Source organism: Flavobacterium sp. ZB4R12 (assembly GCF_048276375.1).
Classification (GTDB): Bacteria; Bacteroidota; Bacteroidia; order Flavobacteriales; family Flavobacteriaceae; genus Flavobacterium; species Flavobacterium gawalongense.
The window spans coordinates 121,808-137,985 of sequence record NZ_JBLNKS010000002.1; the positions used below are offsets into that span (position 1 = coordinate 121,808).

A 16,178-nucleotide genomic window follows, 5' to 3' on the forward strand; every position below is an offset into this window, starting at 1 on the left:
TTGCTATAATTTTTCAAAGGAACAAACAATTGGCATTGATTATAAAATATTTATGTATTTTAGCTTTTCAATAAAATTTAAAAACATGAAAAATTCATATGTTGTTCTTCTTTTAATTTTCATTTTTACAAGCGTGCAAGCACAAAAAAATAAATTTAATTTGCTAATTGGAACCTACACCAACAGCTGTGAGAGTAAAGGAATTTACACTTATGATTTTGATTCCAATACGGGTGGTTTCACTCTTAAAAATGCTACTGAAAATGTTGTAAATCCAAGTTATTTGACAGTTTCAAAGAATAATAATTATGTGTATTCTGTAAATGAGAACGGTGCCGAAAGTACGGTAAGTTCTTTTGACTATAATCCTTCAAGTGGAAAATTAAATTTAATCAACAAACAGAGTTCCAAAGGAGCTGATCCTTGTTACATTATCAATGATGATAAAAATGTAATTGTAGCCAATTATTCTGGCGGGAATATTTCAGTTTTTGGTAAAAATAGCGATGGAAGTATTGCTGAAGCTAAGCAAGTAGTACAGCACTACGGAAAAGGAATTAATGCACAAAGACAGGAAAGTCCTCACGTACACATGGTTTATTTTTCTCCTGATAAAAAGTTTATTTTGTCTAATGATTTAGGGAATGATAAAGTGTATTCGTATCAATACAATCCGAATGCCGCGACTGAAATTTTGAAAATTAAAGATAGCGTTTCAGTAAAATCAGGAAGTGGGCCAAGACATTTAACGTTTAGTAATGACGGAAAATTTGTTTATTTATTGCAAGAATTAGATGGAGCATTAACGGTTTTTAGTTATTCAAACGGAATATTAAAAAAAATAGACGAAACCACCATTTTAGCAAAAGATTTCAAAGGAACTTTCAGTTCTGCAGATATTCACATTTCGCCTGACGGAAAATTTTTATATGCTACAAATAGGGGTGAAGCGAATACTATTTCGATCTTTAAAATTCTAAAAAACGGAAAATTACTATCAAAAGGACAAATGAGTACTTTGGGAAAAGGGCCTAGAAATTTTGCGATAGATCCCACTGGGAAATTTCTTTTGGTAGCGCATCAATATACGAATGATGTGGTCATTTTTAAAAGAAATGTAACCACGGGAGCGCTAACGGATACAGGAAAAAGAATCGCTTTATGTTCTCCGGTTTGTTTAGTTTTTACAAAGAATTAAATTAAAATTCATAGCATTGAAAAATAAAAAAGGCTAAAAACGATTGTCATTTTAGCCTTTTTTTACTATTATTTATTCTTGTCTTTTCTCTTTTTGTCTCTGGTTTTTAGCATATTTCTATTCACCGAGCCATGTGTTTTTTTCTTGGTTACACCAGGCCCCCCCAAATTGACTTTTTTATTCTTTTTACTTTTTTCCTGAAAAGCGCCATCACCTTCAAGTTTTTGTTTTTTCATCATAAACTTGATCGGTTGTCTCTCTTTTTCAGGTTCGATTAATTTCGATGAAACTTCAACTGTTTCTGGGAAAGGCTCAATTTCTAATTCCATATTCATCAACACTTCCACTTCCACTTTAGATTCTTCTTCACGAGGCGCAATAAGACTTATTGCGGTTCCTGTTGCATCGGCACGACCGGTTCTACCAATTCTATGCATATACAATTCGGGCATTTCAGGCATTTCAAAGTTGACAACGTGGGTGATATTTGAAATATCCAAACCTCTTGCCATAATATCTGTGGTGATCAAACCACGTAAATTTCCTTCTTGGAATGAAGCCATCGTACTTAAACGATAATTTTGTGATTTATTAGAGTGAATCACTCCAAACTGACCTTCAAAATCTTCTTCTATACGTTCGTGAACCATATCTGAAATCTTCTTGTTATTGACAAAAACCAGAACACGGCTCATGTCTTCGTTGTTGTGCAATAAGTGTTTTAGAAGGTTTATTTTGGTGTTAAAATTGGGAACTTTATAGGTAATTTGTTTGATGTTTTCCAATGGTGTTCCTGATGCTGAAAGTGTAACTTCTTCTGGGTAATCAAAATAGTCATTCAAAATAGCATCTACGTCATCGGTCATAGTTGCCGAAAAAAGTATGTTCTGACGTTTTTTAGGCATCATTGCTAAAAGTGCTGTCAATTGCGTTCTGAAACCTAAATTAAGCATTTCATCAAACTCATCGATAACAAGTTTTTGCATTTCTTCGAAACGAATTACATTGTCCAAAGTCAAATCCATTGTTCGTCCTGGTGTACCCACGAGGATATCACAGCCTTGATAAACCGCTGTCTTTTGGGTATTGATATTTACGCCGCCAAAAATTCCAATAGTTCTGACTGACATGTATTTTGTCAATTTTTCCACTTCTTCCACTACTTGCACCACAAGCTCACGCGTAGGAACCAGAATCACTATTTTAGGGGTGTGTCCCGGGGTAAATTTATATAATTTTAATAAAGGCAATAGGTATGCAAATGTTTTACCAGTACCGGTTTGTGCAATTCCCATCATATCTCTTCCTGACATTATTACAGAAAAAGTTTTTTCCTGAATAGGAGTAGGCGTGGTAAATCCTAAATCGTCTATTGCTTTTTGTACAGATTTAGGGAGATTGAATTGTTCGAAAGTACTCATTTGCTTAAATTTTGTGCAAAGATAGTCTTTTTGAAAGTAATGTTAAGATTTGATCTAAACTTCAATACTCTACCTTTTTATTTGAATCTTAATTCCCAAGATAAATTAAGTGAATAGATCCAAAAGTATTTACCCGGGTCAAATATTATTTCTTGATGAGTAACTGCAAATTGAGTTCCCCAAGCATTTTGTTTATTTGACGAAGAAAAATAATATCCTAAATTAATTTTTTGTGATTTTAAATTTATGATTGAGGCTTCATTTCCATTAAAATTAAACTGATTTGTTTCTGGTGAAAACCCAATTCCTAAAGAGAGACCTAAATAATTGTCTGCGTCACTGCGGTATTTACGGTATGCAATGGTTCCAGAGCTACTGGTTCCAGCACCACCAGGTGTTATATAAGGACGAAATGACCAATAGCTATTTCCATAATACCAACCTACAGATCCAGTATATATAGTAGTGGTGGTGGTACTATATTTTAAAGTTCGGAATCCTAAGGAAACTTCTAAACTTTTCGGTAAAGATTTGTACAGTTCTGTGCCAAATCTAACATCTGGAAATAGAAAAGAATTTGACAAACCTATATTAACATAGGCGTAGAGCCCTTTTGAAATTTTTGGGTATAAATCGACTTCATATTGTGTCCCATTTTCCTTGAATCTTCTATTGAAATTTACTTTTCCTATTATGCTTCCATATTTTGTTTGTCGGCCATATTTAAAAGTATGATATTGCATTGGATCAAATACGTCCGAATACAAATCAACAGTTGAATTAATTCCAATAGAATTTTGGTTAAGTATTTTATTTAAACTTACTTTATAATCTTTGGCTTTTTGGTCTTCTGGATTTTTATCCAATATAAATTGAACTGTATTTAATGCTTCTATTGGATTGTTTGTGCTTTCTTGCGCACTTGCTTTTAAATACAATATTTCAGCATCATCAGGAAAATTTTTCAAAGCTTCATTTGTTATTTTTAAAGCTGCAAATGGCATATTTGCCCACGACTCATTTTTAATTGCTGCTATCCAAGTGCTCTTGTTTTTAGTGTCTCTTTCTAAAACATGAGTAAACTCTTTTCGTGCTTTTTTATATTCTCCATCCCAAGAATAGGTTGTTGCCAAAAAAGAACGGATTTCATGGTAATCAGGATATTTAGTTAGGATAGAAAGCAAAGTGTCCTGCGCTTGTTTACGTTGTTTATTAAAAGCTAAATTACGAGCGATCTCAAAGGAAGCATCTGGATCTCCATTGTATTTCTTCTCTTGACCTGACATTTGTAAGGCACCTAAAAATGTCCCAATATAAATAAGTTTTATGACTATTTTTGAAATCATTTTTTTAAGGATTTTTTAAAAGTTAAGTAATTGTTATTCTCAGGATGTATTTTTAAAAGGCTGTCAATAGTTTTATTTGCCTGATTTTTATTTTTCATCCTTTCGTAGGCTTGTGCCAATTTGTAGCCCAATTTAGCATCATTTATTTGATTTCCTAGTCCTTTTTTGCCAATCGAAACTGCTTTTTTATTCTGGCCTGACCACCAATAGACATCTATTATTGCTAGATATGCATCACTATAGAATGGTGTTCTATTTATGACTTCCAGTAATTCTACTTCAGCATTTTTATAATCGCCATCCCAGGCTAATATTCTGCCTTTTAAAGTTCTTACGTCTCCATCATTAGGTACTTCGTTCAATATATAATTGCATAATAACCTTGATTTTTCGCGTTCTTTTTTGAACGCTAAATCTCTGGCTAGAAAGAAAAGCTGATCAAGACTCAACCCTTTTGTTATTTTTTTGATTAATGAAAGTTGCTTAGGGGTAAATTCATAAGTAGGTTTTTTATGGCTATGGGCAACATTGGTAATCTTATTCTTTGTGGTTAAATAAGCATTTAATTTTTTGAAATCATTAAAAGAACCGCTTATGGCTTCCTCCATATCGTTGTTTGTCTCACTAATATTGAAATTTTCATCAATTTTAAATAGGCTTCCATCTGAATAAAAATAGTCTTTATAAATATAATCATTAATGCTGCCTTTATTTCTCATTAATGGGATGCTGTGAATATTTCTAAATTGTCTAACAGTATCCAAACCTTGTCCTAGCCAGGTAGTTTTTTCTAATTTGTTAAATTTGTAATTATTCATTAAAAAAGAAACTAAACTTGGTGTTACATCAGTATGTGAAGAAATAGATTTGAATTTTGCCGTTTTCTTCAACATAGGACTATAAATGTAAAGAGGAACATGAAAACGGGATAAATTGTCTTTTTGAGGGATCGGAATTAATCTGTGATCTCCGGTAATTATAAAAATGGTATTTGCATAATCAGGTCTTTTAGAATAGGCTTCCATGAAATTTTGGATAGAATTATCAGTATAAAGGAGACAGGCAAATATGCCTTTGTATTCACTTGTCTTATTTTTTTCAAAATGCGATTTGGTTTTTAAAATACGGTCTACTTTTTCTAAGTACACTTTTTTAGAAGGGAAATCAAATGGTTCATGATTGGTAAGTGTCATTATGATATCCAATCGAGGTTCTTTTTTATTTTTCAACTCAGATAATGTTTTTCGATATATTTCAGCATCAGGATAACCCCAGGTAAAACCACCAGAATTCTCCTTTGTTTTAACATAACCAGGACCAAATTTATCGATGTCAATGATTTTATTGATACCATTGTATTCTAAGAAATTACTTTTTTTGTCAAAAGTAGATTTATCGCCACAATAATAACTGGTCGAATAACCGTTTGATTTTAGAATGCTGATTAGTGAATTGTGTTTAGGAAGTGGATTCAATTCCATAAATCCATTTTCTCCAAACGGCAACGAACCCATTAAAGAAGGTAGTGCACCAAATGTTCGTCCGGCATTACTCACGAAATTTTCCCAATAAAGCGATTTTGTAGCCAATGAGTCCAGGTAAGGAGTAAACCCTTTGTATTCACCGACATCGGTAAAATCGCTTCCAAGTCCTTCCATAATAATAAAAACGACATTTGGTTTTTCTTTTTGAATATTGAAAAATGGAGCCAATACATCTTTCGTGTTTTCAGATGTTTTTTCCAGAGGAAATTCTTTCTTAAAAGTGAGGTTACCTTCAGAAGCCATGGCTTTATCATTTTCAGCTCTTATAATGTCACTCAACAAGAAATTTAATTTGTTTTGAGAAGCAGTTTTGTTTGTATTGGCAATTAAAAAAGTTAAACTCCCAAAAAGGAATACGATTAAAAGTAAAATTTTGGTATTGATTTTATGTCCAAATGAATTGAATAGCCAAATCAATCCCAGATAAACAATTGGTAGTACTATAAACGGTAAAAACATCAAAAACGATATCGATAAAGATGCAGTTACAGTCGTGTACATGTCACTCAAAGAATAACCTAAAAGATCTGCTCCAAGATTGATATGAGTGGTAAGGCTGTATCCTATCAATGCAAGTTGGATGATTGCGATAATTGAGAATAGTACTTTAATAACAATTATTCCTAAAGGATTTTTAATGTATTTTAATAATAAATACAGCGGAAAAAACAATAATCCGATTAGTAATCCCGTAAAAAAATCATTTAATAATTTATAGGTAAATAACTGTATATCAAAATTTTTGAATAATTCGATTAAGCTTAATAGACAAAAAATAATTATCAATGAAATGGTAGCATAAATATATTCTAAACTGTTATAGTAAGAGAATTTTTCTTTCATTTGGATGTTTTATAGTATTAGGCTTTGGTCATTCCTTTTCGTGTCATATCTCCCCATTCTATTTTTTTGTAAAAATAGTAGTCTATATTTCCTTTAATGGCTGAATATAGGATATATGGATGATTAACAAAAGGTTCTAGGAAAGCTATCATTATTAATTTAAAGCCTATAGACTTCTTTTTATATTGATGATAAGTAAGTTCCTCTGAAACAATTGCAACTATAGAAAATAGAACCGAAAATAAATAGGCTAAAATAACAAATGCAAATGTATAATCCCATCTTACTTCATTAAGAACTGTAAGAATTCCAAAATAAATTATACCGGCAACTTCTATAACTGGAGCCATTCTTTCGAAAAAGAACCAATACGGATAGCTGAGAAGTCCCAAGGATTTATATTTTGGATTAAACCCTATTTTGCGGTGTTTTTTAAGTGTTTCGATAGTTCCACGAGTCCATCTGTTTCTTTGGGAAATAAATGTTTTATAATTGTCTGGAGCTTCTGTCCAGCATAGTGGGTCAGGAATATAAGCTACTTTATATTTTTGTTTCTCATCTTCCATATATCTTCTCATCCGCACAATAATTTCCATATCTTCCCCTACGGTATTTGTATCGTAACCGCCCACTTTAATGGCTATTTTTTTATCAAATAAACCAAACGCACCTGAAATCACTAACAAACCGTTTAGTCTGCTCCATGCCATTCTTCCTAATAAAAAGGCTCTCAAATATTCTAAAATTTGACCTTGTTCCAGCCATGTTTTAGGAAAGTTTATATCGAGTAATTTACCGTCCTTAACAATGCATGAATTGGCGATTCTTATTACTCCACCAGCTGCAATTACTTTGGCATCGGTTGTTTCCAGAAATGGTTTAATCATTTTTTGAAGTGCATCTTCCAATAACAAACAATCCACATCTATACAAGCAACATATTTGTTTTTACTTATATTCAATCCCATATTTAAAGCATCAGCTTTTCCTCCGTTTTCTTTGTCAATTACAGTTAATTTATCAAATGCAGGATTTGTAGATTTATAAATGCCTTTTCTTAGTGGTTTTGTTTTAATCTGTTCATTGATATGATGGCTTATTTGAATTAGGTCGTAGGCTTCAATAAGTTTGTCTAAACTATCATCTTTACTTCCATCATTTACAATGATAACATCATAATTTACATAATGACTCGATAATAAGGAACGTACGTTTTCGACAATGTTTAAACTTTCATTGTAGGCAGGCGCTATAATTGAAATTGAAGGGGAGAAAGTCGAAGATAATATTTCCTTGTAATTAATAAAGCTATTTTTCTTTACGTATTCAATTGTTTCGATAGCTGAAATTACTGCTAATATGATATAAGATGCAATTGCAGCTGCAGAAAAAATAAAAAAGAAATAATGAACGATTGACATTATAATTTGTAAAGTACTTGTATTCATAGTCAATTGGTTTTAGGCTGTTAACATTTTTTTTAATTCGTCCTCGTATAAAGCATATTCTTCAAAATTAATATTCTTCAAGATCCCCATTACTAATAACTTAATTTCAAAATTTTTGTGATGTATATGTTCCAGTAAAAAAGGTTTATCACTATTCTCATACACATTTTCCATCATTTTTAGAAAAGCGATTTGTTCTTCATGACTACGTTCATTAAAATTATTTTTCAAAATGTTTTTGGCTTCAACGATATTCAAATGGCTTAATGCAGAAATTACATTAACCCTTACGTCTTCACTCTTATGATTTAACAGTTCAATAAGCTCTTCTTTTGCTTCAAATTGATTGTAAACTTTAGCAAGTTTTAAAGTAAAAATGACTACAGAATCATTTGAAGATTTCAACCATGGTCTGATGTCTGCAATTTCTGTGTCATTGTTAAGCTGAAGGACTTCCAACAATTGAATCTGATCCCACTCAGATAAGGAGGTTTCTAAAACATTCAAAAAATCAAGTCCCTTGAAAGCATATAAATGGACCAGGTATAATTGCATTTCTTTACGAACTTCTCTCTTCGGATGGTTGATGTTATTCATTATTATTTTATGAACTCCCTTTATTTTAAATTGTGTAAGTTCTCTAATTCCGATAGCGATAATATCCCATTTTTCATTTCTCAGTTTGGCTAAGGAGTAACGTAAAAGCCCCAATTTAATAAAGAGTTTGTCTATAGATTCAGCTATTTCACCAGATATCTCATTTCTTAATTTTAATAATGTTGAAATAATAATTTTTCTTTTAAAAGGATCAGCTACGCATTTTTTTAATTCATTGATAATTAATTGTTGTTCTGAACTAAAGGTATCATCTTCATTTCCGGAATACAAATAGGTTACAAGATAAGATTCATAATCCTCTTGATATTTAGCCTTAATCTTTTCATTCTCCCTTAAATGATTTCTTAAATATTTCAGATACATTATCAGCATTAGAATAATTATGAAAAAAATACTGCTTAAGCCCCATGCCAATTGGATTATTGGTGAAGAGTGTTTTAAAGATTCTAAAAGGTAAAGGTTCCCGTTCATAACTAATATACTTTAAGTTATTCGTTCGAAATATTAAATCAGCAATCGTTTTACCCTGATTACTAATTCATGTGGACTAAAAGGCTTACTCATAAAATCAGTAGCTCCCAAGTCAAATGCTTTAAGTACGATTTCTTCCTGTCCTGCTGACGAAAAAACGACAATTGGAGTTTGTGTATTCAATTTGTTTCTTACATGACTGATTACTTCTAATCCGCTGACAAAAGGCATCATGATATCGGTTAAAATTAATTCCGGATTGTGCTCTTCTATTAATTCGATTGCTTGCTTTCCGTCTACAGCTATAAGAAGTTTATATCCTTCTTTTTCTAATCTAAATTTCAGTAGCAATGAGAGGACTGAATTATCTTCGGCCAGAACAATTTTTTTAGTGTTATTCATTTGTTTATTGGTTTGAATTAGGTTAATAATTCAGATTTAAAATAGCATAAAATCATTTGTTAATAGCTTCAATGATTTCCATTTTTTACTTTCTTCTAAATTAGATTCGACTTATTTAAAATTTGAATTTTTTATCTGGTTGTTACCCTTTTTAATTCTAAATTTTGTGTTTTTTTAACTCTAATTTATTAGTAATTTTATTAACCAAATGTAATGCAATTTTTTTTTAAAATACTCGACAAAGTGCAAAAAAAACAGATAAAATACATAAAAACAATTAAAAGTAAGATAAGTATTATTATAATATGTTAAAAAAAATTGCTCTATATACCTTAATTATATAAAATGGATTTATTATAAAAATTAAAATATTGTTTCAATCAATTTCTTTATTGTTTCTAAAAAAAGGGGATAATCGATTTTTGATTAGGTAAACTTTGGAGTAAAAATTAAAATCCTTCGAAAACGCCCAATCCAAATAATGCGAAGTCATATTTTACTGGATCATTTGCATCAAATTCACGAAGTTTTATATCTAATTCAGCTAATGCTTTTCCATCGTTTTGTTTTCTTGTAAGTAATCCTAATTTCCGTGCTACATTACCGGAATGCACATCCAAAGGACAGGATAAAGAAGCAGGGGAAATACTTTTCCAGATTCCTAAATCGACACCTTTATTGTCTTGGCGCACCATCCATCGTAAAAACATGTTGATTCGTTTCGCTGCCGAATTATTCAAAGGATCCGAAATGTGTTTTTGGGTTCTATACTGATGTGGAATTTCGAAGAATGTCTTTTTGAATTCGTGGATGCTTTTTTGCATCGATTCCAATTCTTGATGTTTGCTGAAAACATTTTCTAAACCGCTATGGTTTTGATAGATGTTTTTTAAGCTTCTTATAAAACTCGCAAAATCCTGTCCATTAAAAGTTCGATGAACAAATGATTCTAATCGTTCCAAATCATTTTCGGAATGCGACATAACAAAATCATAAGGAGCATTTCCCATCAAACCCATCACTTTATGAGAGTTTTTGATAATCATTTTGCGATTTCCCCAAGCAATTGTAGCACTTAGGAAACCGGCAATTTCAATATCCTCCTTTTGTGAAAACAAATGTGGAATTTGGACAGGATCACTTTCTATGAAGTCAAGTGTGTTATATTGTATAACTTTTTCATCGAGGAAGGATTTGAGTTCGGAGAAATTCATAATTGGGACACGGATGACGCGGATTGAGCAGATTTGTGCGGATTTTGTTTTTATCTTAATACTGAGCAACAAACTCTCACAGCTGTTTAATCAGCCTATTTATATTATTTTTGATAGTAAAATAGTAATTATTGAACTTATAGGACTACATAAAACGAATAAAAAATAATCAATTTTTTTGAAATTTTTAAAGTTGGTTAAATAAGCAATTATTATCATTGTAATTATTGATAAAGCAAAATAACAAAGGATGTAAATACCTCCTCCAAGAGCACTTGAAGTATTTTTTGTTTGATTATTTATATCCCAGACAAGATAATTAATTAACAAAAAAATAGTATCATAAGGGGTCTAAGAAATATTATCGTTCTACTTTTTTGACCACTAAATTACTGCAAACTGAACACTGATTACTGACCACTAATTTGTCCATCAATCATCACTAATTTTCTATCGGCCATATTTGCTAGTTCTTCATTGTGGGTTACAATCACGAAAGTTTGTCCCAATTCATCACGCAATTTAAAAAATAATTGGTGCAGGTTTTCAGCAGATGCAGTATCAAGATTTCCCGAAGGCTCATCGGCAAAAATGATTGCGGGTTTGTTGATTAAAGCTCTTGCCACAGCCACACGTTGCTGTTCCCCGCCGGAAAGTTCATTGGGTTTGTGGTTCAAACGATGGGAAAGACCAAGATAGGTCAAGAGTTTTTCGGCTTCTATTTCTGTTTTCACTTTAGATTTATTGGCAATGAAAGCGGGAATGCAAACATTTTCCAACGCCGTGAATTCAGGTAATAATTGATGAAATTGAAATATAAAACCTAAATTCAAGTTTCTGAATTTAGACAAGGTTTTATCATTCATGGTCAGAATATCTTCATTATTGATACGCAATTCAATTTCGTTTTCGACTGTAGGTTTGTCTAAAGTTCCAAGGATTTGCAAAAGCGTTGTTTTTCCGGCTCCCGAAGCTCCAACGATAGAGACAATTTCCCCTTTTTGAATATGTAAATCAACTCCTTTTAGTACATGTAGTTGGTCGTAATATTTATGTAGATTTTTGGCGTGTATCATTTTGAAACTATTTTCACAAAGAAACAAAGATTTTAATGATTATTAATTGGTTCACAATATATTTTACCTTCACAAATTATAAACTTTAGTTAATATGGAATAATCGCTTCCATTTAATAGATTAAATTTGATTTTAGTTTTTTATTCATGAGAATAGTATCTTTTCATGTTATTCAAGAGTAGAAAGAGTTGTTTTGTCACAAATTAAAGAACTATAAATATGGAAATACAAGAAGGAATGGAAGTTGCCACGTTCGCCGGAGGTTGTTTTTGGTGTACCGAAGCAGTTTTTTTAGAATTAAAAGGAGTGCAACGCGTGGTTTCGGGATATATAGGTGGAGAGACAATTAATCCAACATATAAGGACATTTGTAATGGAGATACGGGTCATGCAGAAGCCATACAAATTACTTTTGATCCCAGTGAAATAAGTTATGGAGAACTGCTGGAAATATTTTTTGCAACGCATGATCCTACTACTTTAAACCGTCAAGGGAATGATATTGGGACACAATACCGAAGCGAAATATTTTACAATAATGAAAATCAGAAAGATTTAGCCGAAGCGTATATTGATTTGATGACGAGAGAAAATACGTTTGGTAAACCAATCGTTACCAAAATTTCACCCGCTTCTATATTTTATGAAGCCGAAGATTACCACCAAAATTATTACAATCAAAACAAATTACAGGGATATTGCAGTTATGTAATTACGCCAAAAGTCGAAAAATTGAGAAAAGTTTATAAAGACAAGCTTAAAAATTAATTGGCATTAGATTTGTATGTTTTTGTAAAAAACAATTCTAAAAATAATGATAGAAAAAGTGCAAGTTGGCAAAACAGATACTAAAAACAGAAATCTTTTTCGGGGTATATTGTTTGATGCGATAGGAATGTTATCGTTTACGGTCCCATTCGTCGGAGAATTTTCGGATGTTGTCTGGGCGCCAATTGCAGGTTATTTAATGACAACAATGTATAAAGGAACTGTAGGGAGGGTAGGAGGAGTATTTACTTTTCTGGAAGAAATCTTACCATTTTCAGATGTTATTCCCACATTTACATTGACATGGATTTATAATTATTGGATAAAAAACAAAAACGACTCATAATTGCTACCGTCTGGACACAAGTTTAAAATAGGACACAGATTAAAAATATTTACAGAGATTTTATGATATTATAAAAAAGATAGCCACTAATTTCACTAATTTTTACGAATTAATTAGAGTAAATTAGTGAAATTCGTGGCTAAAATTTCATCTGAATATTTGTGTCCAGACGGAAGCTTATAATTGAGGCGTTTTTTTATTCTTTAAAAAGAAATCCTAATCCCATTCGTTTTAGCATCTTCTTTTCGAATGCCCAAAAGAATTTAAATTGTCCGAAAATAAATCCTATTAAGACTAAAAGTACTTGGTATAATGGGAAAATCAATAATAATCGGACAGGAGTGAACCAATAGCCTAAATCTGATTTTGTAATTCCCAACCAAAAACAAAAAGGTTTTGATAACCAAGCCGAAGCCGAACCTGTAATTGCAAAAACAATAAATATAATTGTGAGTTGTAAATTGGTTTCAATTACCCAACGTTGTTTTAAATTTTTCATTTTTATTTATAATGATTACAAATATAGTAACATTATCTTATGGGAACATGGCCAAATAGTTTTTGTTTGTAGGTGTTTTGAAAATAAATCATGTAATTGTAAATTAAATAATTTACTTCATAGCCATAGTCAATGTTAGGATCATAATTAATGGTCATTTCATAAAGATTGGGATTATACCTTTGAGGCTGTAAAACACGACTGTTCCATTCACTAACGTAAAATTGATTTTTGTTTTCCAAATAGGACTGAGAATGGTATCCCCTAGGAAAAGCTCTTGAATGAAGCCAAGTACTAAAGCCTGGGTCGATTATTATGACTTCATATTTAAGCTCATCATTGGCAATTCTGACAGTGTCGTTTTGAGTAATAGTTGATTCGTCTTTACCTGAGATTATAGGTTTAGAAGTAGTACAACCAATAATAAAACAAATAATTAAGAGTAATATGTAAAAACTATTTTTCATGATTAAAAAATGAATTATAAAGTTACAAAAAATAAAAATTTATTTATGATATTTGTTCTAAAAAATTAATTTTCAATGAGTTCTAATAAGGAATAGGCTGTTTGTAAATGGAATATGATTTAGATTAAAAACGAAACGGAATAAAAAAAGGGATTCATTAAACAATGTTAATAAATCCCTTTTCACTATTTAATGCAAAAATACTAGCCTAATAAACCAATAATTTGTTGTGCTAATTCAGTACCAATTCTATCTTGCGCCTCAGCTGTAGCGGCTCCAATATGAGGAGTCATTGATATTTTATGGTTCATCAAAATAGTCATTTCAGGAGTTGGTTCGTTTTCAAAAACATCCAATCCGGCGAACAATACTTTTCCGCTGTCCAATGCTTTTACTAATGCAACTTCATCAATAACACCACCACGAGCACAGTTTACAATACCTACGCCATCTTTCATAATAGCCAATTCTTTCTCTCCAATGATGTAACCATCTTGAGCAGGAACGTGTAATGTAATGAAATCAGCTTCTTTGAATAAAGATTCAAGTGATTGAGAAACGATAGTTGTTGTGATCGATTGACCGTCAAAAAACTCCACTTTAACGTCAACTTGTGGGATAAACATATCTGCAGCAATTACTTTCATGCCTAAACCTAATGCCATTTTAGCAGTAGCTTGACCAATACGTCCAATTCCTACTACTCCAAGCGTTTTTCCTCTTAATTCGATTCCATTTGCATATGCTTTTTTCAAACCTTCAAAGTTTGTATCTCCTTCAAGAGGCATATTTCTATTAGAATCATGTAAAAAACGAACACCGGAAAATAAATGAGCGAAAACCAATTCTGCCACTGATTCTGATGAAGAAGCAGGAGTGTTTATTACGTGAATCCCTTTGCTTTTGGCATAATCTACATCAATATTATCCATTCCTACACCGCCACGACCAATAATTTTTAATCCTGGGCAAGCGTCAATAATATCCTTACGTACTTTAGTCGCACTACGCACTAATACTACGCTTACATTGTTTTCATTCACAAAATTGGCTACTTGTTCTTGCGCTACTTTTGTAGTTATAACTTCAAATCCACCTTTTTCTAAAGCTAGAATTCCACTTTTAGAAATTCCATCATTGGCTAATACTTTCATTTTTTATGTCATTGCGAGGAACGAAGCAATCTCATCCTCATATTATTTATTATTTTATTTTTCTGGAGCTATTTCCCGCTATCCGTTACAATCTTTCTAGTCCTGAATTTGTTTCAGGATCCTGAAACAAATTCAGGACTAGAAAGGATTTTCACTGCTATCGGGGCTAGGATTCCCAGTAAATCTAATTTATATGTTTTTAAACTGAAAACTGCGACTGATTACTGTGTGCTTTTTTCTAATTCTTTCATTACATCAACCAATACTTGAACACTTTCTAATGGAAGCGCATTGTACATAGAAGCTCTGTAACCACCTACAGAACGATGTCCGGGTAATCCAGATATTCCAGCTGCTTTCCACATAGCGTCAAAAGTTTCAGCATGAGCAGGATCATTTAATAAGAAAGTAGCATTCATATTTGAACGATCTTCAACAGTTGCAGCTCCTTTGAACAATGGGTTTCTGTCAATTTCTCCATAAAGCAATGCTGCTTTAGCATTATTTAATTTTTCAATTGCTGGAACACCGCCAAGGTTTTTCAACCATTGTAAAGTTAATAAAGACGCATAAACTGGAAAAACAGGAGGAGTATTATACATACTTTCTGCTTTGATATGTTTAGTATAATCCAACATGCTTGGGATTATTCTGCCATTTTTACCTAAAATTTCTTCTTTCACAACAACCAAAGTAGTTCCTGCTGGACCCATATTTTTTTGTGCTCCGGCATAAATCAAATCAAATTTAGAAAAATCCAATTCTCTTGAAAATATATCAGAACTCATATCACATACAATTGGCATATCAAGTGATGGAAATTCCTTCATTTGTGTACCAAAAATAGTGTTGTTACTGGTGCAGTGGAAATAATCAGCATCTGAAGGTACAGTGTATCCTTTTGGAATATGATTGTAATTTTGTTCTTTCGAAGAAGCTACAACAACAGTTTCTCCAAAAAGTTTTGCTTCTTTTATTGCAGCAGTTGCCCAAGTTCCTGAATCAAGATAAGCAGATTTTCCACCTTCTTTCATTAAGTTGTAAGGAGCCATAATAAATTCTAAACTAGCTCCGCCAGCAAGAAATAATGCTTGATACCCTTTTCCTTCAAGGCCTAAAAGTTCAATAACAAGAGCTCTTGCTTCATCCATAACGGCAACGAAGTCTTTGCTTCTGTGCGAAATTTCTAAAATGGATAACCCAGAATTGTTAAAATTTAAAATAGCTTGTGCTGATTTTTCAAAAACTTCTTGTGGTAAAATACAAGGTCCTGCGCTGTAGTTGTGTTTTTTCATGGTGTAGTTTAAGTCCAAAAAATTAAAGTGCAAATTTCGGTAATAGGAGTTTAAAAAGCGTTAAATA

At 31.9% G+C, this 16,178-nt stretch carries 15 protein-coding genes; 3 read left to right on the forward strand and 12 right to left on the reverse strand.

Annotated features, from left to right (window positions below; translation table 11 throughout):
- Positions 1–85: 85 nt before the first annotated feature.
- Entirely contained in the window at positions 86–1,198 is a 1,113-nt protein-coding gene (locus tag ACNO7W_RS01965) for a lactonase family protein (protein ID WP_417936797.1), read from the forward strand.
- Positions 1,199–1,266: 68 nt separating this feature from the next.
- Here the strand turns inward: ACNO7W_RS01965 and ACNO7W_RS01970 are convergent, their stop codons facing one another.
- The 8 genes from ACNO7W_RS01970 to ACNO7W_RS02005 all read right to left on the reverse strand — a co-directional run bounded on the left by ACNO7W_RS01970 (position 1,267) and on the right by ACNO7W_RS02005 (position 11,581).
- Positions 1,267–2,619 (reverse strand): DEAD/DEAH box helicase, encoded by a 1,353-nt coding sequence (locus tag ACNO7W_RS01970; RefSeq protein ID WP_417936798.1) that lies wholly within the window; start codon positions 2,617–2,619, stop codon positions 1,267–1,269.
- 77 nt (positions 2,620–2,696) lie between these two features.
- On the reverse strand, positions 2,697–3,965 hold the full coding sequence (locus ACNO7W_RS01975) for a YaiO family outer membrane beta-barrel protein (protein WP_417936799.1): 1,269 nt from the start codon (positions 3,963–3,965) through the stop codon (positions 2,697–2,699).
- On the reverse strand, positions 3,962–6,352 hold the full coding sequence (locus ACNO7W_RS01980; RefSeq protein ID WP_417936800.1) for a sulfatase-like hydrolase/transferase: 2,391 nt from the start codon (positions 6,350–6,352) through the stop codon (positions 3,962–3,964). Before ACNO7W_RS01980 ends, ACNO7W_RS01975 begins: the two co-directional genes overlap by 4 nt.
- Positions 6,353–6,369: 17 nt before the next feature.
- On the reverse strand, positions 6,370–7,800 hold the full coding sequence (locus ACNO7W_RS01985; protein ID WP_417936801.1) for a glycosyltransferase family 2 protein: 1,431 nt from the start codon (positions 7,798–7,800) through the stop codon (positions 6,370–6,372).
- Between the two features lie 12 nt (positions 7,801–7,812).
- On the reverse strand, positions 7,813–8,889 hold the full coding sequence (locus ACNO7W_RS01990; RefSeq protein ID WP_417936802.1) for a HEAT repeat domain-containing protein: 1,077 nt from the start codon (positions 8,887–8,889) through the stop codon (positions 7,813–7,815).
- 33 nt (positions 8,890–8,922) lie between these two features.
- On the reverse strand, positions 8,923–9,291 hold the full coding sequence (locus ACNO7W_RS01995; protein WP_143386420.1) for a response regulator transcription factor: 369 nt from the start codon (positions 9,289–9,291) through the stop codon (positions 8,923–8,925).
- A gap of 449 nt (positions 9,292–9,740) precedes the next feature.
- Positions 9,741–10,505, reverse strand: a complete 765-nt coding sequence (locus tag ACNO7W_RS02000; RefSeq protein WP_417936803.1) for a TIGR02757 family protein — start codon at positions 10,503–10,505, stop codon at positions 9,741–9,743.
- 410 nt (positions 10,506–10,915) lie between these two features.
- Complete coding sequence (locus ACNO7W_RS02005; protein ID WP_417936804.1) at positions 10,916–11,581, reverse strand: ABC transporter ATP-binding protein; 666 nt, start codon at positions 11,579–11,581, stop codon at positions 10,916–10,918.
- 220 nt (positions 11,582–11,801) lie between these two features.
- On the opposite strand from ACNO7W_RS02005, the gene msrA reads away from it, so the two are divergent.
- On the forward strand, positions 11,802–12,350 hold the full coding sequence (msrA, locus tag ACNO7W_RS02010) for a peptide-methionine (S)-S-oxide reductase MsrA (RefSeq protein ID WP_417936805.1): 549 nt from the start codon (positions 11,802–11,804) through the stop codon (positions 12,348–12,350).
- Between the two features lie 46 nt (positions 12,351–12,396).
- Positions 12,397–12,696 carry a hypothetical protein gene (locus tag ACNO7W_RS02015; protein WP_417936806.1) on the forward strand — a complete coding sequence of 100 codons (300 nt, stop codon included), beginning with the start codon at positions 12,397–12,399 and terminating at the stop codon, positions 12,694–12,696.
- Positions 12,697–12,892: 196 nt separating this feature from the next.
- Here the strand turns inward: ACNO7W_RS02015 and ACNO7W_RS02020 are convergent, their stop codons facing one another.
- From ACNO7W_RS02020 to serC, 4 genes are all read right to left on the reverse strand, one after another.
- Positions 12,893–13,195: a DUF6787 family protein gene (locus ACNO7W_RS02020; protein ID WP_417936807.1), complete on the reverse strand. Its 303-nt coding sequence runs from the start codon at positions 13,193–13,195 to the stop codon at positions 12,893–12,895.
- Positions 13,196–13,227: 32 nt separating this feature from the next.
- Positions 13,228–13,662 carry a DUF6146 family protein gene (locus ACNO7W_RS02025; RefSeq protein WP_417936808.1) on the reverse strand — a complete coding sequence of 145 codons (435 nt, stop codon included), beginning with the start codon at positions 13,660–13,662 and terminating at the stop codon, positions 13,228–13,230.
- 203 nt (positions 13,663–13,865) lie between these two features.
- Complete coding sequence (locus ACNO7W_RS02030) at positions 13,866–14,816, reverse strand: D-2-hydroxyacid dehydrogenase (RefSeq protein ID WP_417936809.1); 951 nt, start codon at positions 14,814–14,816, stop codon at positions 13,866–13,868.
- A gap of 221 nt (positions 14,817–15,037) precedes the next feature.
- Positions 15,038–16,111, reverse strand: a complete 1,074-nt coding sequence (gene serC / locus ACNO7W_RS02035) for a 3-phosphoserine/phosphohydroxythreonine transaminase (protein ID WP_417936810.1) — start codon at positions 16,109–16,111, stop codon at positions 15,038–15,040.
- Positions 16,112–16,178 lie beyond the last annotated feature (67 nt).

Coding starts and splice junctions, on each gene's coding strand:
- ACNO7W_RS01965 (WP_417936797.1), top strand. CDS start 86: ATGAAAAATTCATATGTTGTTCTTCTTTTAATTTTCATTTTTACAAGC.
- ACNO7W_RS01970 (WP_417936798.1), bottom strand. CDS start 2,619: ATGAGTACTTTCGAACAATTCAATCTCCCTAAATCTGTACAAAAAGCA.
- ACNO7W_RS01975 (WP_417936799.1), bottom strand. CDS start 3,965: ATGATTTCAAAAATAGTCATAAAACTTATTTATATTGGGACATTTTTA.
- ACNO7W_RS01980 (WP_417936800.1), bottom strand. CDS start 6,352: ATGAAAGAAAAATTCTCTTACTATAACAGTTTAGAATATATTTATGCT.
- ACNO7W_RS01985 (WP_417936801.1), bottom strand. CDS start 7,800: ATGAATACAAGTACTTTACAAATTATAATGTCAATCGTTCATTATTTC.
- ACNO7W_RS01990 (WP_417936802.1), bottom strand. CDS start 8,889: ATGAACGGGAACCTTTACCTTTTAGAATCTTTAAAACACTCTTCACCA.
- ACNO7W_RS01995 (WP_143386420.1), bottom strand. CDS start 9,291: ATGAATAACACTAAAAAAATTGTTCTGGCCGAAGATAATTCAGTCCTC.
- ACNO7W_RS02000 (WP_417936803.1), bottom strand. CDS start 10,505: ATGAATTTCTCCGAACTCAAATCCTTCCTCGATGAAAAAGTTATACAA.
- ACNO7W_RS02005 (WP_417936804.1), bottom strand. CDS start 11,581: ATGATACACGCCAAAAATCTACATAAATATTACGACCAACTACATGTA.
- msrA (WP_417936805.1), top strand. CDS start 11,802: ATGGAAATACAAGAAGGAATGGAAGTTGCCACGTTCGCCGGAGGTTGT.
- ACNO7W_RS02015 (WP_417936806.1), top strand. CDS start 12,397: ATGATAGAAAAAGTGCAAGTTGGCAAAACAGATACTAAAAACAGAAAT.
- ACNO7W_RS02020 (WP_417936807.1), bottom strand. CDS start 13,195: ATGAAAAATTTAAAACAACGTTGGGTAATTGAAACCAATTTACAACTC.
- ACNO7W_RS02025 (WP_417936808.1), bottom strand. CDS start 13,662: ATGAAAAATAGTTTTTACATATTACTCTTAATTATTTGTTTTATTATT.
- ACNO7W_RS02030 (WP_417936809.1), bottom strand. CDS start 14,816: ATGAAAGTATTAGCCAATGATGGAATTTCTAAAAGTGGAATTCTAGCT.
- serC (WP_417936810.1), bottom strand. CDS start 16,111: ATGAAAAAACACAACTACAGCGCAGGACCTTGTATTTTACCACAAGAA.